Raw genomic sequence first — 17868 nt, 5'->3', positions numbered from 1 at the left:
GCCGTCAGCCTTTGCGCACCGGCGGCGGCACCGCCGTCTGCTGCTGGAACGCGGCCAGCAGCCGGTATTCCTCGCCGAGCTTGCGCGGCAGCGAGAGGAACACCGGCAGCAGCTGCCGGTAGAGCGCGGCGTTCTTGGCGTTGGGCGTGTGGCGGTGGGTCGCGCCCACCATGCCCGCGACCACGTCCAGCGAATCGACATGGCCCAGCGCATAGAGCCCGAGCACCGCGGCGCCGAGGCAGGAGCTCTCGAAGCTCTCGGGCACCACCACCTCGCGGTCGAACACGTCGGCCATCATCTGGCGCCACATGCCCGAACGCGCGAAGCCGCCGGTGGCCTTGATGCGCGCGCTCGGGCCCGCGATCGATTCGACCGCCGGCAGGATACTGTGCAGGTTGAAGATCACGCCCTCGAGCACCGCGCGGATCATGTGCTCCTTGCGGTGGTGGATGCCCAGCCCGAAGAAGGAGCCGCGCAGGTCGGCGTTCCAGTAGGGTGCGCGTTCGCCGGTGAGGAAGGGATGGAACACCAGCCCTTCGGAGCCCGCCGAGACCCGCTCGGCGATGCGCGTGAGCACCTCGTAGGTGTCGATGCCCAGGCGCTTGGCGGTCTCGGCCTCGGCCGAGGCGAACTCGTCGCGCACCCAGCGCAGGATGATGCCGCCGTTGTTCACCGGCCCGCCCACCACCCAGCGCCGCTCGGCCAGCGCATAGCAGAAGGTGCGGCCCTCGGGATCGGTCATCGGGTGGTCGACCACGGTGCGCATCGCGCCGCTGGTGCCGATGGTCACGGCCACTTCGCCGGGCGCCATCGCGTTCACGCCGAGGTTGGAGAGCACGCCGTCGTTGGCGCCGATCACGAACGGGGTGTCGCGCGCCAGGCCCAGCTGCGCCGCGGTGTCCGCCGCCAGGCCCTCGATGTGCCAGGTGGTCGGCACCGGGCGCGGCAGCTGGTCGGCGCGCACGCCGGCCAGCGCGAGCGCGCCCTCGTCCCAGTCGAGCCGCTCGATGTCGAACAGCCCCGTGGCCGAGGCGATCGAATGGTCGACCTGCCACTGGCCGAAGAGCCGGAAGAACACGTACTCCTTGATGCCGACGAAGCGCGCGGCGCGCGCGAAGAGCTCGGCGCGCTCGTGGCGCAGCCACACCAGCTTGGCCAGCGGCGACATCGGATGGATCGGCGTGCCGGTGCGGCGGTAGATCGCCAGGCCGTCCCACTCGTCGCGGATGCGCCCGGCCCAGGCCGAGGCGCGGTGGTCGGCCCAGGTGATGCTGCGCGTGAGCGGCGCGCCTGCGGCGTCGACCAGGATCAGGCTGTGCATCGCCGCGCTGAAGGACACCGCGAGCACGTCGGCGGGCGCGGCCTTGCTCTGCTTCACGCAGCCGGCAATGGCCGCGAGCACGGCCTGGAAGATCTGCTCCGGGTCCTGCTCGGCGGCTGCGGCCTCGGGCTGCAGCAGCGGGTACTCGACTGCGTCGTGCGTCAGCACGCGCCCGGCCGGCGTGAAGGCCACCGCCTTGGTGCTGGTGGTTCCGATGTCGACCCCGATGACGATGCGGCCCATGCTTGTCCCTTGGCTTACACGACCATGCCGAGCAGCATGATGAACACGATGGCCACGACCGAGATCAGCGTTTCCATCACGGTCCAGGTCTTGAAGGTCTCGGCCACCGTCATGTTGAAGTATTGCTTCACCAGCCAGAAGCCCGCGTCGTTGACGTGCGAGAGGATCAGCGAGCCGGCGCCGGTGGCCAGCACCAGCAGCTCGCGGTTCACGCCCGGCACCATGGTGGCCAGCGGCGCGACGATGCCCGCGCCCGTGATGGTGGCGACCGTGGCCGAGCCGGTGGCGATGCGGATCAGCCCCGCCACCAGCCAGGCGAGCAGGATCGGCGAGACCTGCGCATGCAGCGCCATCTGCCCGATCGCGTTGCCCACGCCGCTCCCGACCAGCATCTGCTTGAAGCCGCCGCCCGCGCCGATGATCAGCACGATCGCCGCGGTGGGCGCGAGGCTGTCGTCGACGAATTTCATGATCTGCTTGCCGGTGAAGCCGCGCGCGGTGCCGAAGGTGTAGAGCGACAACAGCAGCGCCGCCAGCAGCGCGGTGATCGGGTGGCCGATGAAGTCCATCCAGTGGCGCACCACGTTCTTGTCGTCGAGCGCCACGTCGGCGAAAGTCTTCAGCAGCATCAGCCCCACCGGCAGCAGCACCGTGAGCAGCGTGATGCCGAAGCCCGGCAGCTCGCGCGCCTCGGGTTCGTGCGCCAGCTGCTCCATCAGCTCGGGCGAGGCCTCGCCCGGCACGTACTTCGAGATGAACTTGCCGAAGATCGGGCCCGCGATCATCGCGGTGGGCAGGCCGACGAGGAGGCCGTAGAAGATGGTCTTGCCGATGTCGGCGCCGAACACGCCAATGGCCAGCAGCGGCCCCGGATGCGGCGGCACCAGGCCGTGCACCACCGACAGGCCGGCCAGCAGCGGGATGCCGATGCGGATCAGCGACACGCCGGTGCGCCGCGCCACGATGAACACCAGCGGAATCAGCAGCACGAAGCCGATCTCGAAGAACAGCGGAATGCCCACCAGGAAGGCCGCGAACATCATCGCCCAGTGCACGCGCTCGCGGCCGAAGGCGTCGATCAGCGTGCGCGCGATGCGGTCGGCGCCGCCCGACTCGGCCATCATCTTGCCGAGCATGGTGCCCAGGCCCAGCACGATGCCCACGAAGCCCAGCACCCCGCCGAAGCCCTCCTGGAAGGACTTCATCACCAGGTCCACGGGCATGCCCGAGGTCAGGCCCAGGAAGCCCGCGGCCAGCGTCAGCGCGATGAAGGGGTGCACGCGCCAGCGCGTGATCAGAAGGATCAGCCCGAGGATCGCCACCAGGGCGTCGACGAGCAGGAACACCTCTTTGCTCATTCCGAACATGTGTATGTCTCCTGAATCCGGCCGCTTCGGGAGCGGCCGGTGGTGCCAGGGATAGCGCTATCCCGCACAATCCAAAAAAAGCCAGCGCTGGGGGTGTTCTCGGGTTTTTCCGGAGCACCAATGGCTGGGACAGCGCTATCCTAGGACAGCGCTGTCCAATTGCAGCTTGGTATTAACCCCTAGAACCTCGATCCATGGCCGACGCAACCGACCGCCCCCGTCCCCGTTCCTCGAGCCAGGTCACGCTGGACGACGTGGCCCGCGTCTCGGGCGTGAGCCCGATCACCGTGTCGCGCGCGCTGCGGGGCGCGCGCAACGTGGCGCCCGAGCTGAAGGCCCGCGTCCAGGCGGCGGTCGACCAGCTGGGCTACGTGCCCAACGTGGCGGCCCGCGCGCTGGCTTCGGCGCGCAGCTCCCACGTGGCGGTGCTGATCCCCTCGCTGACCAACCAGCTCTTCGTGGAACTGCTCGAGGCGGTGCAGGACGCGCTCGCGCCGCACGGCTATCAGTCGCTCATCGGCGTGACCCACTACGACCCCGCGCAGGAAGAAGCGCTGCTGCGCAGCTACCTCTCGCAGCGCCCGGCGGGCCTGCTGCTGACGGGCTTCGACCGCAGCGCCGCGGCCGCGCAGATGCTCGAGCGCAGCCATGCGCCCTGCGTGTACATGATGGAAACCTCGGCCGCGCCCGGCATCCACAGCGTGGGGTTTTCGCAGCGGGACGCGGGCCGCGCCATCACCCGGCACCTGCTGCAGCGCGGCCGCCGGCGAATTGCCTATGCCGCCGGCCAGCTCGATCCGCGCGTGCTGCTGCGCCTGGAGGGCTACCGCGAGGCGCTGCGCGAGGCGGGCTGCCACGATCCCGCGCTCGAACTGCTGGTGCCGGGCCCGACCTCGATGGCGCTGGGCGGCCGCCAGTTCGAGGACCTGCTCGCGCGCCACCCGGACCTGGACGCCATCTTCTACTGCAACGACGACCTCGCCCAGGGCGGGCTGCTCGCCGCGCTGCGCAGCGGCGTGCCGGTGCCGCAGCGCGTGGCGATCGCCGGCTTCAACGACCTGGGCGGCAGCGACCAGATGCTGCCGCCGCTGACCACCGTGCGCACCCCGCGGCACGAGATGGGCGAGCGCGCGGCCGGCATGCTGCTCGCGCTGATGCGCGCGGAGACCGTGGCGGAACGCACGGTGGACCTGGGGTTCGAGTTGGTGGTGCGGGAGAGCAGCTGAGACACTGGGGTTGGCCCGTGCTTCTTTCGCTTCTCATGGCTCGCATGATCCGCGGCCATCCGACCCTCCTTCACACCAGATCGGCCAGTTGGCCGGGCCACAACTGCGCGCTGTGAAGAATTCGCAGGATGCGAACGCAATCTTGCCCAACCTGATAAGCCACGATGTACGGCGTGCGGCGAACGATCAGTTCGCGCGTCCCTTCGATGCGCCCGGGACGCCCGCCCTCTGGAAATTGCACCAGCACCAACACTTGCGTGGAGATGCGCTCGTCCACTGCAATCGCTGTGCGCGGGTCGTCTTGCTCGATGAAATCGAAAATCCGTTCCCGATCATCCATCGCCAACGGCGACCACTCCAACCTCACGCCTTGCCTTGACCCGCTTTGCGCTGCGCGGCCGCCCGGCGCTTGGTGAAGTGCGCTTCAACTTTCTCGTGCGGGACGGCCGGACGCGGATCGTCCAGGGCTTCCTGCACCTTGGCTCGGAACCAGGCGTCGTGCGCCGCGACATCGACGGTCAGGCCTGCCGGCAAGGCGCCTTCCTTGGCCACGCGTGTCAGAACGATCCTCATCACGTCCGAGACGGTCAGGCCGATGTTGTCGAGCACCGCGGTGGCGCGCTCTTTCACGTCAGCGTCGATGCGGGTCTGTACCAGTGCGTTTGCGACCATTGCGGGGCCTCCAAGTCGGGGAGCAATGGACTTATTGTAATTCAAATGAATGACATTGCCCCGTCCGTCAGCCCGGCGCAGGCTCGAGCACGAACGCGAACTCCAGCGTGTGGAACGGCCCCTCCTGCAGGCTGCCCTCGGGCGCGCGGCCCGCGGGATGCGGCACGAAGTCGCCGATCAGCGTACTGCGCACGCCGACTCTTGTTTACGTCGCCGTAGAAACTCACTGCTCCCCCGCACGGCAGGGTGCTGCGGCCAACATTCGCGCAGCGCGGAGGAACGCCACCGGCCCCACCCAGCTGACGTCCCAGTGACCCGCGACCGGCACCTCTCGCTTGTGCGCGATCACCATATCGCGTTTCGGCACGACGAGGATGTATTGGCCATGCACGCCCCACGCCATGTATGCACCGCTCAGCGGCGAATCCTGCGGCTCTTCGAGCAGCCACCACAGGTAGCCGTACCCGAAGCCGCGCCGTGCCGCGTGCGGCGGGTGCATCTGTGCAGCTGGCGTGGTCTGGCTCGTCATTTGCCTGACCCAGTGGGCCGGTACGAGTTGCCGGCCGCGCCAATTTCCCTGGCGGAGCATGAGGTACCCAAGACGTGCCATGTCGCGCGTGGAGAGATAGAAGGGATATGCCAAGTGCTGCGAGCGCCGCGCGTCACCGCGGCGTGCATGACGGGCTAGATCGAAATCCTCAAGCTGTAGCGGCGTGGCCAAGTCGTCCGCGAAAGCTCGGTAGATATCTCGCCCGGTCAGGCGTTCGAAGGCGGTGCCCGCGGCGTTGAAGTCCCAGTTGTTGTAGAGGAAATAGCTGCCGGGCACGTGCGATCCTCGGGGCGGCGCAGCCGCCGCGTCGTCTCCGCCGTTGGCCGCCGCGTGGTAGACCCCCGAACGCGCGGCCAGCAGGTCGCGCAGCCTTGCATGTCGCTCGATCGGCAGCAGCCCGCCCGCGTCGTCGATGCCCAGGTCGGCCAGCGTACGGTCGAGGTCGACGGTTCCATTGGCCACGTACTTGCCGTACATCATCGAAAGCACGCTCTTGCGCACCGAGAACACGATGCTGACGGTCTGGATCGGACCCTCGCTGAACAGCACGCGGCCGTCTTGTATCGACATGAGAGCGGTCGTGTCCAGTGTGCGCACGTACTCGCCGGCGGCGTCAAGTTCGCGGCGGCAGGTACTCCCCGGTTCAGACTCAGGTGCCGCGGCCCAGGATGCTTCCGGGAAGATCACCGGCGCAGCAGGCGTTGCAGTGGTGCATCCACTGGCGAGCAACAGCGCGAGGACGTACGCGAAGCACAGCAGCCACTCCTGCTTGGGGCGCCCTCGCCTTGCGCATTCCTTTTCGACGAGTTGGCGTGAATTTCCGGCGAGAGCGTGTTCGAGAATCAGATGAGGCATGGAACCCGCCATTCTCGCGAGTCGGAGGGCCACATTGCTTCGGCCGCCGTTAGCGCGCCTGAACAGCTTCGTCAAAGCAGCTGGCGCCCAGGAGGGCGAGACTGTCGTTATGTCCTGGGTCGAGTGGCCTGACAAGGCTGCGAGGGATGCGGGGATGGCCAAGGTGACGAGCGACCCGCGAATGCAGTTCGCCAGGCTCCCGTATTCGATGGCTTGCGCCTCATCGCTGGGGGTTCTATGCCCATGCTGAAGTCCGCGAACCAGCGCTGCCGACTTCTTCGGGCAGATCCGATTCCGTACGCGTGGGGGAGACTCCGGCCAGCGGCCTTTGCGGCAGGAGTTCGCCTGGAACTGCAACGACCGCTTTGCGCGCGAGGCTGCTCCGCCCGCGACCGGACCAAGAGCGGACGCGGGTCCGCTCACTGCGGCCGGCAGTCATAGTGCAACGCCACGTTGTCCGACTCTGGCAGGCGGTTCTGGCCCAACAGCTTCCAGCTCTGCGCCAGGCCAGGCTCGAAGGTGGGTATACCCTCACCCAGCAACACGCCACCCACCAGCAGATGCAGTTCGTCGACCAGCCGCCGTGCCAGAAGGTCGTTGTAGAGCACGTGGCTGCCGTAGATCAGCAGGTCGGGGCCGGGCGTGGCTTTGAGTTGGCTTATGTGTGCCGGGGCTTGCGCCCGGCTGACCACTTCGGTGTCGGCCCAGGGCGACCCGGGGCGCACGACCAGGCGGTCGCTGACGAGCACTTTGCGCGCCGCCGCCACACGTTCGGCAATCTCGCGCTGCACCGGTTCACTGCCAGGGCCGCAGTCGACGTCGGGCCAATAGCCCTCGAACATAGGGAAGGTAGTCGCGCCGAAGAGCAGCGTGCCGGCGCGGCGCATGCAGTCGAGGTTGTGGGCACTGAAGGCGGCATCCATCGGCAGGCTGGCGAGCGCGCCGCCGGAGCCGGCGCAGTAGCCGTCGAGTGAGCTGAGGATGCTGACGATGAGCTTGGCCATGAAAGGATCTCCTGGGGTTGTGCCACGCCGCCGGCCCTTCCGGGGCGTGTCATCTACTTGGAGACAGGGCGACGGCCGAACTCATCGGCTCCGGCAGCCGCATCAGAGCAGCTCGTCGGACATGCCGAAGCGCCGGCAGACTGCCGGGTCAATGAAGCTGTCGATGGATTCGATCAACCCACCGCGCAGGCGCAGCAGCACCACGCCACCCGGCGTGAAGCGCTCGGCGCCGGCGTGCTGCATGTAGCAGGCAAAGCCAGGTTGGCCGTTCGCGCCCAGGGGATGCAGACGCCATGGCGTCTGGAACACGCGCTCGTCAAAGAATCTCATGACGAAGCGGCGGCCGTTGAACCAGGCAGGCAACGGCGGCATGGTGAATCGCGCGTCCTCGGCCAGCAGGCTGGTCAGGGCAGCGACGTCGCGGCGTTCCCAGGCGCTCATGAAGCGCTGCAGCAAGCTGTCGACGCCTTGCGCCCCGAGTGCCTGCACGTCGGCCGCTGGTGCGCGCTCCTTCACCGTCTTCTGCGCGCGCTGCAGTGCGCTGTTGACCGACGCCACCGAGGTGCCGAGCATCTCGGCCGCTTCGGCCGCCGAATACTCCAGCACCTCGCGTAGCAGCAGCACGGCGCGCTGCGTGCCAGGCAGGTGCTGCAGCGCGGCCACGAACGCGAGAGCGACCGACTCGCGCCCTTGCAGCGCGGTGGCCGGATCTTCCGGATTGCCGATCCACTCGACATCGGGCAAGGGATCCAACCACACCGGTCCGGCCACCGGCTCACCCAGTTCGGCCGTGGCCTGCAGCGGCGCTCCATGGTCGGGCGATGTCATGCGGCGCGGACGCTGCGAGATCATCCGAAGGCACACGCGGGTGGCAATGCGGTAAAGCCAGGTGCCGAGCGCGCTGCGTGACTCGAAGCCGGCCAGGCCGCGCCAGGCGGCAAGCAAGGTCTCCTGAAGCGCGTCGTCTGCATCGAAGGCGGAGCCCAACATTCGATAGCAGTGAGCGTGAAGCTGGCGGCGACGGGGTGCCACCAGTTCGTCGAAAGCAGCGCTATCGCCGGCGCGTGCGCGCGACAGGCACTCGGCTTCCGCGACAAGGTCAGGCGCAAGGGGCATGGCACATTCTGGCGCATCACACGAAGTGAAGGCCACTGCCGGCCAGGAGCCAACGGTCGTCGTCGACGGCTTTCAAGCGCATATCCTCGCCAGACAAGACGCGCTCATGCGGCGTTCGCAACGGAAGCTCGAAGAAGGCCAGGGCGGCGCTCCAGAAGCCCTTCAGGTCTGTCACGTTGTGTGCTCACGGTGCAGCCTCGTGGGTGAGAGCTCGCGTGAGATTCCTGGGTGTCACACCGAAACGATCCAGCACGTTGCCGAGCAGCTTTCCGAAGAGCGGGTCGCTGCCAATCACCCAGGCCGCGCCGACTGCGCCTGCGTGGAATACGCGGCCGCCTTGCGGCCGCTCCCAGTAGATCATTTCAGCCGACAGACCGTCGAGCGATTCGGTGGGTCTCGAGTAGTAGTCGAGGTAGGCGTCCGACTTGCCGGGGACGCGCCGGATACCCTTGGCAATGACCTCGATGCCCTCCTGTGCGACGGGAAGGGAAGCACCCGGGGGGCTGCACTTCGTCATCTTCGCGAGCGTCGAAAGAGTCAGGTCCCACTCGTGCCCAATGGCACGCGGCAGCCCGCCACCGGGCGCATGACCGAAGGTCTCGCCCTTGCCGAGGCCCAGCGGCCGCGGCTCGTTGAAGAGTGCATGCGCCGGCAGCTCGACATGGTAGACGCCGAAATCAGCGCCGTCCGCGAAGGCCCAGCCGGCAGTTTCGAGGCCGATGATCTCACCGGCCGGCCGGCCCGATGCCTTGAGCCGGCCGCCACGCGCCCAGTCCTGGCTGTGGTACTGCTCGCCGAACACGCCTGCTGGCGGGCCGACGGCAGGCGCGGTGCCGTCGTGATCGGGCCCGTTGACCTTGCGCTGCTCCATGACGGTGAAGTCTTCGTCGCAGCTCACGCGCAGGTACATGGTGTTGCCCGACAGCACGACCGCGCTGCCACCGCGCTTCAGGAAATCCTCGAGCCCCGCCACGCCGGGCAGCGACCAGTATTCGCTGTGGCCGTTGATGAAGACGGTCTTGTAGCGCGCGAGCAGCGAGGGGTCGCGGTGCAGGTCGATGTCGCCGATCACATCGTAGTCGTAGCCTTGCCTCTCGAGCCACACATGCAGGTGGCGCTCGAGCCGCGTCCACTGGCTGAAGCCGCTCCCGGCCGGGTCGTAGAGCGCATTGGGACTGGCATTGGGCCAGGGCATGCGCAGGCCATAGACCACCGCAATTCCTCTGCCTGGTGCAGAGCGGATGGAGGGCGCTGCTCGCCTCGCACCAGATCAATGACTTTGATTGATTGGCTGGTCGGTCAATGACCACGCGCGAAGCACCTGTTCGACCCTTGACGCTGCATCTGCCTGCGGGCGCCATCGCGCATCGTCCACCACAAGAAAGTGTCGGTACTCAATTCCCTTTGCGCCCTCGAATGCTGCACGGATCAATCACCCATGCCATTGTTCGCGACATCAAAATGTACTCGCTGGATCTCTCGTCTGATTGCTCCGAGTTTCGTGTGTCGCTGGTGAATTGTTGGCCGCGCGGCAGCGCCGCCAAGCGACCGCTTCTTGTCGGATCGACAGATCGCTTCGCCCCCCGGGCCTTTGGCGCAAAGTTTCTATCCCTTCAACTGCACAGGAGATCGACATGGACGCTTCCACCATCTCAACACCGCGCTCCCCCTGGAACAAGGACAAACTCGTCGGGCAGAAGCGGCCATTCAAGCTCAAGGAAATCTGGGCGATCCGGACCCGGCTCCAGCTGTCTTGCAGGACCCGCGACCTCGCGCTCTTCAACCTCGGTATTGACAGCAAGCTTCGAGCCTGTGGCCTTGTCAAGCTACGGGTGCGGGACGTGGCCAACGGCGACAGGCCGGCAGCTCGCGCGAACGTGATCCAGCAGAAGACCGGACGACCGGTCCAGTTCGAACTCACCGAGCCGACCCGCCTCGCAGTGTCCGGTTGGATCCATTCGGCGCATCTTCGCCCCGAAGACTTCCTCTTCCCGAGCCGCGTTCATTCTTCGCCACACCTCGGGACACGGCAGTACGCGCGCATCGTCGACGGCTGGGTGGAGGAGATCGGGCTGGACTCTGCCGACTACGGCACCCATTCGATGCGGCGGACCAAGGCTTCCCTGGTCTACCGCCGCACCAGGAATCTCCGTGCGGTGCAGTTGTTGCTCGGGCATACCAAGCTCGAGAGCACAGTGCGCTATCTCGGAATCGAAGTCGAGGACGCGCTGGAGATGGCTGAGCAGACGGAAGCCTGACGAATTCTTGGCGCCCCTGGTTGACGGGCGCCAGTCAAGGGCAAGATGCGGCCATAACCAATGGGATGGACGCCCCCACCCGTGCCGGCATTGATGTGCCAAAGTGGAAGTGTCAGCAACTACTTGAACCGAAAGGGGCGTCCACCATGAAGATTACGACTGCTGGCATTGATTTGGCAAAGAACGTGTTCCAGGTTCACGCAGTGGATGAGCATGGCAAGGTCGCGTGGCGCAAGCAACTGCGGCGCGATCAGATGACGGCATTCTTCGTGAACTTACCTCCGTGTCTCATTGGCATGGAGGCGTGCGGCAGCGCCCACCACTGGGCGCGCACCCTGCAGGGCTTTGGCCACACGGTGCGCTTGATGTCACCCCAGTTCGTCAAGCTCTACGTGAAGAGCAACAAGAATGAGGTGGCCGATGCCGAGGCCATTTGCGAGGCCGTCACCAGACCCCATATGCGGTTCGTGCCGGTGAAGAGCGTCGAGCAGCAGGCCGTGTTCTCACTGCACCGAGCGCGCCAGGGCTTTGTCATAGCGCGTACGGCGCAGGCGAATCAGATTCGCAGCCTGCTCGGCGAGTTCGGCCTGCTCATCCCGAAGGGCATCTGCCACGTCGCCAAGCAAGTCCCCGAGCTGCTTGAAGACGCGAGCAACCAGCTGCCCGGAACGTTCCGCCGACTCATCGCGCGCCTGACCGAGCACCTCAAGGACCTGGACAAGCTGGTCGACGAGTTCGAAGACCAGATCAAGGCGTGGCATCGCAGCAGCGAGCTCAGCCTCCGGCTCGAGAAGATACCCGGCATCGGACCGCTGGGAGCCAGCGCCCTGGTTGCCTCCATCGCAGATGCAAACAGCTTCGACAATGGCCGGCAGCTCTCGGCTTGGCTCGGCCTCGTGCCGAGGCCGCATTCGAGCGGCGGCAAGCCAACGCTCCTTGGCATCAGCAAGCGCGGGGACGTGTACCTGCGCACCTTGCTCATTCACGGCGCACGCTCGGCCATTGTTGCGGCGCAGCGCAAGGTCGTGAACACCAACGTGTGGTTGGCTGGCCTGCTGAACCGACGACATCCGAACGTGGCTGCTGTGGCACTGGCCAACAAGAACGTGCGAACGGTCTGGGCACTGCTGGCCCACGGGCGGGAGTTCCGACCTAACTACGTGCCGCCTCAGCTCGCTGCGTAGCCGACCCAACCCATCAACACAGAAGGCAGGAGACTGAACCACCGATTGCTCAGGCAATCACGCAGTGATGGCAAGACAGGTAAGACCGTGGTTGGCGAAGCCCAAAACGTCCGGGGCCGTCGGAGTGCGGACAACCGATAGAGGAGCCAACCAGCAAACCCCATCAGGGACAGCGGCGAAAAGCCGCAGCGAAAGTCCGAATGTACGGGTGCAATCGAACCTTCAAGTCATCAATAACTGAATGCCTGGCATATTGGGGAACGTCCATGTACGGACTTTCAATCTCGCCGTTCGATCGCCGCGGCTCAGCGGACAATGGAGCATGACCTCCGATCAAGAGAAATCGACCGTCTGGCCCGAGTTCATGGGCGCCTTGGAGCCGGATGCGTCGGAGAGCTCGGTTCCTGCGTCCGCGCCGGCCGACGTCGCCGTGTCGAAGCCGGCGAACGATCTGCCGGCTTCGGTCTTCGCCTGGTCCGGAGAGTGGTCAGGTTGGGCCGGCCAAGGCCGCAGCTACGACGTCAAACTGACCGTCGAGAGCCTCTCCCCGCATGAGGCCACGATCGTGTGTGCGCGAGCCTCCGACGTCCAAGGTGCTTTCAGCGAACGTGTGCTCGCCCGTGTTCACGGGGATGAACTCCGAGGCCTCCTGAAGAACGGCGCAGACATCCGTTATCGGATGAGAAATCCGGATGTCATTGAACTTCTGTTGCGCGAATTGGATGGACGCTGGATCGCCGGGGTCCTGTCAAGGCCAAATGCTGAACAGCAACAACGAATCAATGAGCGCGTGCCCACCCGGATGGTTGAAGGCGGCGAGGCAATCACCCTCGAGATGGTGACGTTCAGACCGGGTGGCCGGGGTCCCTTCCCGACGCTGGTTTTTCACCATGGTTCGACTGGTGATGGGAACGATCCCTCGCTGTTTACCAGCACGGTGACCAGTCCGGCATTGGCGAGATACTTCAACGATCGAGGCTGGATGGTTGTGTTCCCACAGCGACGCGGTCGCGGAAAGTCGGGCGGCCTTTACGACGAGGGCTTCGAACCAGATCGGTCGCGGTACTCCGACGATCCCCGATACGCCCTGCCGGGCTTCGAACATGCGTTGGAAGACGCGGCATGCGTCGTCGAGCACTTGCTTGCGAGGACTGACGTGGACCAGGACCGACTGCTGATCGGCGGGCATTCGCGGGGAGGCTTCCTCGCCTTGGCATACTCTGGGGCACGGCCGGAGCTCTTTGCTGGGGTCCTTAATTTCGTGGGCGGCTGGGTCGACGAGCACGGGCCCGCATCCGAGATGATCAATCCCGTGATCGCCAGGAGGGGTGCCGCATTTCCCGGGCCTACCGTATGGCTGTACGCGCAGAACGATCCCTTCTACAGCGTCGCTCACAGCCGCAGGAATTTCGATGCCTTCGAAGCCGCCGGCGGTCAGGGGCAGTTTGAGACACTGCCGGGGCAAGACGGTCATCACATCCTTTCCTTGACCGGCCTATGGGGACCGGTTGTGGATGGCTTCCTGGAACGCGTCGGCAAGTTGAATGGCCGCCCGCCCGCGCCGAACTGACCGGTGAGCGCGATCACGTCGATGATCGCTTTTCGAGAATATGAATAGTCGGCTCAGAGCGCTCCGTGGCCGCAGAGCTTCCGGCTACAGTCGGCCACTAGCGGAAGTTCGCCCCAGCCTCGAGAATCAGCTTTATGACCTTGCAACAAGCAAACTTTGGGAGCCGTTCGCCTGTGCATCTCAGAGTGCGTTGAAATATGTCCCCTGTCGCCCAGAGCCCGCCAGTCGCCTTCTGTCCAAATTGCAATGTGGGTTGCTCGGCATTCGCCGAGCACTGCTCGAGCTGCGGTGCTCTTTTTGGACCAGACGCTGTATGGAAGCCAGGCTCTGCTCCAGACCCACGGCCTCAAGCGCGTCCTGCTTCCCCCTCCGCGTTTGCGGCCGTCCTGTTTTTGGGCGTGTTCCTCCCACTGCTGACGATGGGAGCTCTGTTTTTTGCGGAGAAGGTCTTCGGTATCGGCTTTGGAATTCGAGGACCAATAGTTTTTCTCATCTGCTTGAAAGTCATTTTTCTGAGTTTAGGCGCCTGCTTTTTCGGTGTCGTTCTCATGGTCCTAGCACAGCTGTTCATCGACCGTAGCGCCTAGAAGCGATGCAGCTGGCGCTGCGGGGCCCTTTGCACCGGCGCGCGTGGGGCTACAGTCGGCCAGGAGCCGACGTTCGACGGCGTCTCTCAGTTGCGCCGGCTTCCTTCATTTCACCGAAACAAGAACATGCCCAATTTTGATGATGCGTGGCCTTTCGAAGACGCTCCGAATCTCGCATGCTTCACCGTGAAGTCAATCATGGGCGAGGCCGCACCAATTCTCCTCGTGTACCACGATGAGGACGATGGCGCTTGGCAGATGCTGCCCGACAATGGTGCCGATGTTTCAGCAGCGATGATCGTGGCGCTGGAGCAGTTGTTAAGGCTTGACGAGACTCTGGTTGAACTTGCAAACCTGCCATTGGGATGGTCTGCCTGGAGGGAAAGCAAGACTTCACCATGGATACGCCAGGCCAAGTCGGAAATGCCTGTTTAATTGAAAAGCTCAGCTGTCGGCCCCGAAGGAGACGTTCGTGAAGCGCCTAGCTTTCCTTCCGAATGCTGCACCAAATTTCGCTTTTCTCTCGCAAACGCCCCATGACGGAAAACATTGACGCATTTGCCGGACAGCCTTCATGGAAACGTCCGCTGCCTGGCGCAGGTTCTAGTCATGTTTTGGTTGATCTAAAGGATGAAATAGATGTCCGCTTCATATGCGATGTACTCACCGACTTCATGCAGCGAACCGCAGGTCGTCCACTTCCGAAGTTCTCAAGCAGATTTTCACCCGTTTCACCCCAGGCTTGTCTAATCTACTTGCTGACTTCGGGTGATGACACAGTCTTGTTGCAGCAGTTCTTTGGCTCCTTTGGTCATTCTCCGGTGCCGGGCCTCAGAACTCAAAGTCTAGGAATCGGAGGAGGTCAGAGCATCAGATTCATTGATCTTGCGGAACCAGGAGACTCGACACCCTATCTTGAACTAGATGCAAGGAGCGAGGTTACTTTGGTTCGCGGAGCGGAGCGTGTCGAGGGACCGCGACCAGATCTGGCGCTTGAGTTTCGGTTCAAGCCACCCAGGCGCCAGCCGCGTGGGAGGCAGTTCCTGTTCGATCTTTATGTCAGCAGCTACTCACCGACAACGGCAGGGTTGACCACACACCTCTCGCCAAAGTGGTGGTCGATGAATGACGCATACGAAACGTTGCGAGCCGCGCGCCAGCAATCGAAAGATTAGTAGCGGCCAGGACCAGCCGCTCGAGCCCGAGGCAGAATTTGGCTGCGGATTCAACCGGTCGATGCAACACACTGACTGAACATTTCAGCCGGTGTCCGATAGCCAAGGGTCTTCCTCGGCCGCTCGTTCAATTGTCTGGCCATGGCGTTGAGCTTGGCCTGTGAGTAACCCGAGATGTCGATGCCCTTGGGCAGGTACTGCCTGAGCAAACCGTTGGTGTTCTCGTTGGTTCCTCGCTGCCAGGGATTCTGAGGATCGCAAAAGAACACCTTGATGTCGGTGGCGAGCGTGAAGCGCTTGTGTCCAGCCATCTCCTTGCCCCGATCCCAGGTCAGCGATTTGTAGAGTTCCTCGGGAAGTTTACGAGCATGCTTGACCAGGGCGTTCACCACAGTCTCCGTGTCCTTGCCATCCAGCTTCACCAGCATGAGGTAGCGTGTCTGGCGCTCCACGAGGGTGGCGATCTGGCTGTTCTGACTACCGAACAACAAGTCTCCTTCCCAGTGACCAGGCACAGCTCGGTCCTCGACAGTCGCTGGGCGCTCGCTGATGGACACGGCGTCCACGATCTGCCCGTGAACCTCGGTTTTCTGGGTGTAGTGGCGTGAGCGACGCATCCCTCTTGTGCGCCTCAGGTGCTGCAACAGCTCCTTCTTCAAGGCGCCACGCGCTTGGATGAACAGGCTGCGGTAGATGGTCTCGTGTGACACGTGGAAGCGCTCGTCGCTGGGGGTAAGTATGCTTGAGCCACCCGGCAATCTGCTCTGGCGACCACAGCATCCGCAGCTTCCCGCTGACGATTCCCGCGAGAGCTCGATTGCTCACTAGTTTGCAGACCTTGGGGCGGCAGGCTCGAGTCCAAGCGGCACTGTCGGCCTCAATTGCACGGTAGCACTCTGCTCCCCCGTTGCGCTTGAGTTCACGGCTGATTGTCGAAGGTGCGCGACCCAGGCGCGCAGCGATCGAGCGGATCGATTGCCCTGCCACCACCAGGCGGGAGATCTCCTCCCGCTCAGCCAGCGAGAGCGCCACTGGCGAGCGACTTCTTGCAGGAGGTCGGATTCCACCGGTGCGCGCGAGAATGCCTTGCACCGATGTGTGCGCCCGATTAAACAGATGGGCAATCTGGTGGAGCGTCCACCCTTGCTTCCAACGCTCCCACATCAGCGACTTCTGCTTGTCCGTGTAGTACGTCCTCGTCCGGTACTTCATCTGCAACACTCCTTCTGCCTTGGCAGTGGTTAGTGTGTGTTGCATCGACCGGTTGAATCCGCACCCGTGAGCGGACGTTCGCCCGCCCAAATCCGAAACTGGCCAAGGAAAAGGCTCATGAACGAGATACCCGCCGAAGAAGTTTCTAGATGCCTTGCGAGGCTTGCCCAGGGCGACAAGCTCCCGTTGTTGCTACGCGAGCTCGGGCAGCGGTACGGCGCAACCAAGTCGGCTCTCGGATTCTTCGTCACGGACCTGGTCAGCGAAGGCCCTTTAGAGGCCGCGCAAGCAGTTTGGACGTGGGACGCCGCCAGCGTAGGCAAAGGACTGAACGATGATGACCTCGTCGCTGAACTGAATTTCTTGAATGTGCGTTTTCGCGAGAGTTGACCGGTCGTCGCTATGGCACAGTTCGGCCAGAAGCCGTCATTCGCCGGGCCGGCGACAATATCCGTCGCAACCGGGCATTCAACAGGGGAGGACGCCGATGTGGAAGCGCATTGATGTCGACAGGACAAAGCAGTATCAGATAGCTCTCTGCCAGCGACCTGACGGTCACCGGAGCCAGGAACTCCATTGTTCAGGAGCGCCCGCCCTTCCAACGAATGCCGTCTTCCTCACAGAGATAGCTCCTATCGACTTAGTGATGCGAGGTGACGTCTGCGGAATCGCAAAGGTGGTCAAGCTTGACACTGGGCAGGGCTACTGGGTCGACGCCCATGGGCTTTGGCTCACCAATGACGAGGTAGAAGCATTGTCGGAGGAGCGCGAAGTACCTTGGGTAAATGGACTTGCAGCACATTTCGCCCCGAAGTAACTGCCGCATTCGGTCAGAACCGGGCGGTCGGCTGTGCCGCAGAATCCGCGGGAATGCGGACGCTCGGCGACCACGACCGCTGCAGCAGATTCGACCAACAAAACGAGCATCGACATGAACCCATTTCGCTGGTTGCTCAATCTCAGCGCCGCTGCAGCCGAAAAGCGCGGAGGCCAGCGAGACCCGTGGGCCTTTTCGTACGACTCGTCGGTTGACGCGCGCGAGTATGAGGAATTTATCAAGGTCGATGGCGCGGATCTCTTCGTCGGCAATCGCAAGTGGCCCGAAAGGTGGGGCGAACTCTCTCCCCAGAGGAAGCGCTATGCGAGAGTTGTCGAGGCGGACGATGGAAGTCAACGCCTGAGCATCTACGAGCGGCTTGATGCCCAACGGCACGAAGTCGAAGGTCCTTCAATCCTCGAATTGCTAGACGACGCGAAGGTCATGGCTCGGAAAATGATGGCGACATATTGACCGGCAGAGGTCGGCCAGAACCGGTCCTTCACCGCGCGGTCAAATCCGGTCCCGTGGGGCCCTAGGTTAACGAGCAAGGTTTCCTGTTTCTAGCAAGGGAAGTGCTATGAATTTCGAGTCGCTGCTTGGGCGTCAGTTGAAAGACGACGAGGTTGTCGAAGTGTTGGAGGTGCGGGACATGCAAGTCGTCTACGACTTCGACCGAACACACGAGAACCTTGAGGATGTTTATTGGGC

The 17868-nt window shown here is 64.0% G+C and carries 19 protein-coding genes and 1 pseudogene; 9 read left to right on the top strand and 11 right to left on the bottom strand.

Translation table 11 applies throughout. From position 1 onward, the window contains the following. Nucleotides 1-4: 4 nt before the first annotated feature. Both gntK and IB278_RS27420 read right to left on the bottom strand, forming a co-directional pair. Nucleotides 5-1564: a gluconokinase gene (gene gntK / locus IB278_RS27425; RefSeq protein ID WP_192326793.1), complete on the bottom strand. Its 1560-nt coding sequence runs from the start codon at nucleotides 1562-1564 to the stop codon at nucleotides 5-7. A 14-nt stretch (nucleotides 1565-1578) separates the two neighbouring features. Then, nucleotides 1579-2931, bottom strand: a complete 1353-nt coding sequence (locus IB278_RS27420; protein ID WP_192326791.1) for a GntP family permease — start codon at nucleotides 2929-2931, stop codon at nucleotides 1579-1581. A gap of 194 nt (nucleotides 2932-3125) precedes the next feature. Between IB278_RS27420 and IB278_RS27415 the strand changes: the two genes are divergently transcribed. After that, entirely contained in the window at nucleotides 3126-4157 is a 1032-nt protein-coding gene (locus IB278_RS27415) for a LacI family DNA-binding transcriptional regulator (protein WP_145747686.1), read from the top strand. 70 nt (nucleotides 4158-4227) lie between these two features. On the opposite strand, the gene IB278_RS27410 is transcribed toward IB278_RS27415, so the two are convergent. From IB278_RS27410 to IB278_RS27400, 4 genes are all read right to left on the bottom strand, one after another. Continuing rightward, nucleotides 4228-4524, bottom strand: coding sequence for a type II toxin-antitoxin system RelE/ParE family toxin (locus IB278_RS27410; RefSeq protein WP_192326789.1), 297 nt, complete (start codon nucleotides 4522-4524; stop codon nucleotides 4228-4230). Further along, a complete protein-coding gene (locus tag IB278_RS27405) occupies nucleotides 4521-4829 on the bottom strand; it encodes a type II toxin-antitoxin system RelB/DinJ family antitoxin (protein WP_192326787.1) in 309 nt (102 codons plus the stop codon). Before IB278_RS27405 ends, IB278_RS27410 begins: the two co-directional genes overlap by 4 nt. Nucleotides 4830-4896: 67 nt before the next feature. Further along, nucleotides 4897-5022, bottom strand: coding sequence for a hypothetical protein (locus IB278_RS34135; RefSeq protein ID WP_263864272.1), 126 nt, complete (start codon nucleotides 5020-5022; stop codon nucleotides 4897-4899). A 30-nt stretch (nucleotides 5023-5052) separates the two neighbouring features. Beyond that, the gene (locus tag IB278_RS27400; protein WP_192326785.1) at nucleotides 5053-6234 is read right to left on the bottom strand and encodes a serine hydrolase domain-containing protein; all 1182 of its coding nucleotides are present in this window, start codon (nucleotides 6232-6234) and stop codon (nucleotides 5053-5055) included. On the opposite strand from IB278_RS27400, the gene IB278_RS34330 reads away from it, so the two are divergent. Continuing rightward, nucleotides 6233-6484, top strand: a complete 252-nt coding sequence (locus IB278_RS34330; protein WP_192326783.1) for a DUF1428 family protein — start codon at nucleotides 6233-6235, stop codon at nucleotides 6482-6484. The genes IB278_RS27400 and IB278_RS34330 overlap by 2 nt on opposite strands. A gap of 169 nt (nucleotides 6485-6653) precedes the next feature. On the opposite strand, the gene IB278_RS27390 is transcribed toward IB278_RS34330, so the two are convergent. From IB278_RS27390 to IB278_RS27375, 4 genes are all read right to left on the bottom strand, one after another. Then, nucleotides 6654-7238, bottom strand: a complete 585-nt coding sequence (locus IB278_RS27390; RefSeq protein ID WP_192326781.1) for a dihydrofolate reductase family protein — start codon at nucleotides 7236-7238, stop codon at nucleotides 6654-6656. Between the two features lie 102 nt (nucleotides 7239-7340). Then, nucleotides 7341-8354 carry an RNA polymerase subunit sigma-70 gene (locus tag IB278_RS27385; RefSeq protein WP_192326779.1) on the bottom strand — a complete coding sequence of 338 codons (1014 nt, stop codon included), beginning with the start codon at nucleotides 8352-8354 and terminating at the stop codon, nucleotides 7341-7343. A 16-nt stretch (nucleotides 8355-8370) separates the two neighbouring features. Then, the gene (locus IB278_RS27380) at nucleotides 8371-8529 is read right to left on the bottom strand and encodes a hypothetical protein (RefSeq protein WP_192326777.1); all 159 of its coding nucleotides are present in this window, start codon (nucleotides 8527-8529) and stop codon (nucleotides 8371-8373) included. A gap of 9 nt (nucleotides 8530-8538) precedes the next feature. Continuing rightward, a complete protein-coding gene (locus IB278_RS27375) occupies nucleotides 8539-9549 on the bottom strand; it encodes a N,N-dimethylformamidase beta subunit family domain-containing protein (protein ID WP_225613210.1) in 1011 nt (336 codons plus the stop codon). Nucleotides 9550-9988: 439 nt separating this feature from the next. Here IB278_RS27375 and IB278_RS27370 point away from each other — a divergent pair, with 439 nt between their 5' ends. From IB278_RS27370 to IB278_RS27350, 5 genes are all read left to right on the top strand, one after another. Beyond that, nucleotides 9989-10612: a tyrosine-type recombinase/integrase gene (locus tag IB278_RS27370; protein ID WP_192326775.1), complete on the top strand. Its 624-nt coding sequence runs from the start codon at nucleotides 9989-9991 to the stop codon at nucleotides 10610-10612. Between the two features lie 146 nt (nucleotides 10613-10758). After that, nucleotides 10759-11796: an IS110 family transposase gene (locus tag IB278_RS27365; protein WP_192326773.1), complete on the top strand. Its 1038-nt coding sequence runs from the start codon at nucleotides 10759-10761 to the stop codon at nucleotides 11794-11796. 322 nt (nucleotides 11797-12118) lie between these two features. Further along, on the top strand, nucleotides 12119-13366 hold the full coding sequence (locus IB278_RS27360; protein WP_225613209.1) for an alpha/beta hydrolase family protein: 1248 nt from the start codon (nucleotides 12119-12121) through the stop codon (nucleotides 13364-13366). A 713-nt stretch (nucleotides 13367-14079) separates the two neighbouring features. Continuing rightward, a complete protein-coding gene (locus tag IB278_RS27355) occupies nucleotides 14080-14388 on the top strand; it encodes a hypothetical protein (RefSeq protein WP_192326771.1) in 309 nt (102 codons plus the stop codon). A gap of 101 nt (nucleotides 14389-14489) precedes the next feature. Further along, a complete protein-coding gene (locus IB278_RS27350; protein ID WP_192326769.1) occupies nucleotides 14490-15128 on the top strand; it encodes a hypothetical protein in 639 nt (212 codons plus the stop codon). A gap of 50 nt (nucleotides 15129-15178) precedes the next feature. Here the strand turns inward: IB278_RS27350 and IB278_RS27345 are convergent. After that, nucleotides 15179-16340, bottom strand: a pseudogene (locus tag IB278_RS27345) (IS30 family transposase). Between the two features lie 117 nt (nucleotides 16341-16457). Between IB278_RS27345 and IB278_RS27340 the strand changes: the two are divergent. Both IB278_RS27340 and IB278_RS27335 read left to right on the top strand, forming a co-directional pair. Further along, complete coding sequence (locus tag IB278_RS27340; protein ID WP_192326767.1) at nucleotides 16458-16730, top strand: hypothetical protein; 273 nt, start codon at nucleotides 16458-16460, stop codon at nucleotides 16728-16730. A 541-nt stretch (nucleotides 16731-17271) separates the two neighbouring features. Further along, a complete protein-coding gene (locus IB278_RS27335; RefSeq protein ID WP_192326765.1) occupies nucleotides 17272-17631 on the top strand; it encodes a hypothetical protein in 360 nt (119 codons plus the stop codon). Nucleotides 17632-17868 lie beyond the last annotated feature (237 nt).

Source organism: Variovorax sp. VRV01, from assembly GCF_014852545.1.
Classification (GTDB): domain Bacteria; phylum Pseudomonadota; class Gammaproteobacteria; order Burkholderiales; family Burkholderiaceae_C; genus Variovorax; species Variovorax beijingensis_A.
The sequence above is the reverse complement of the archived record's forward strand: the minus strand, read 5'-3'. Positions and strand labels throughout refer to the sequence as shown.

Coding starts and splice junctions, on each gene's coding strand:
- gntK (WP_192326793.1), bottom strand. CDS start 1,564: ATGGGCCGCATCGTCATCGGGGTCGACATCGGAACCACCAGCACCAAG.
- IB278_RS27420 (WP_192326791.1), bottom strand. CDS start 2,931: ATGTTCGGAATGAGCAAAGAGGTGTTCCTGCTCGTCGACGCCCTGGTG.
- IB278_RS27415 (WP_145747686.1), top strand. CDS start 3,126: ATGGCCGACGCAACCGACCGCCCCCGTCCCCGTTCCTCGAGCCAGGTC.
- IB278_RS27405 (WP_192326787.1), bottom strand. CDS start 4,829: ATGGTCGCAAACGCACTGGTACAGACCCGCATCGACGCTGACGTGAAA.
- IB278_RS34330 (WP_192326783.1), top strand. CDS start 6,233: ATGGAACCCGCCATTCTCGCGAGTCGGAGGGCCACATTGCTTCGGCCG.
- IB278_RS27400 (WP_192326785.1), bottom strand. CDS start 6,234: ATGCCTCATCTGATTCTCGAACACGCTCTCGCCGGAAATTCACGCCAA.
- IB278_RS27390 (WP_192326781.1), bottom strand. CDS start 7,238: ATGGCCAAGCTCATCGTCAGCATCCTCAGCTCACTCGACGGCTACTGC.
- IB278_RS27385 (WP_192326779.1), bottom strand. CDS start 8,354: ATGCCCCTTGCGCCTGACCTTGTCGCGGAAGCCGAGTGCCTGTCGCGC.
- IB278_RS27375 (WP_225613210.1), bottom strand. CDS start 9,549: ATGCCCTGGCCCAATGCCAGTCCCAATGCGCTCTACGACCCGGCCGGG.
- IB278_RS27370 (WP_192326775.1), top strand. CDS start 9,989: ATGGACGCTTCCACCATCTCAACACCGCGCTCCCCCTGGAACAAGGAC.
- IB278_RS27365 (WP_192326773.1), top strand. CDS start 10,759: ATGAAGATTACGACTGCTGGCATTGATTTGGCAAAGAACGTGTTCCAG.
- IB278_RS27360 (WP_225613209.1), top strand. CDS start 12,119: ATGACCTCCGATCAAGAGAAATCGACCGTCTGGCCCGAGTTCATGGGC.
- IB278_RS27355 (WP_192326771.1), top strand. CDS start 14,080: ATGCCCAATTTTGATGATGCGTGGCCTTTCGAAGACGCTCCGAATCTC.
- IB278_RS27350 (WP_192326769.1), top strand. CDS start 14,490: ATGACGGAAAACATTGACGCATTTGCCGGACAGCCTTCATGGAAACGT.
- IB278_RS27340 (WP_192326767.1), top strand. CDS start 16,458: ATGAACGAGATACCCGCCGAAGAAGTTTCTAGATGCCTTGCGAGGCTT.
- IB278_RS27335 (WP_192326765.1), top strand. CDS start 17,272: ATGAACCCATTTCGCTGGTTGCTCAATCTCAGCGCCGCTGCAGCCGAA.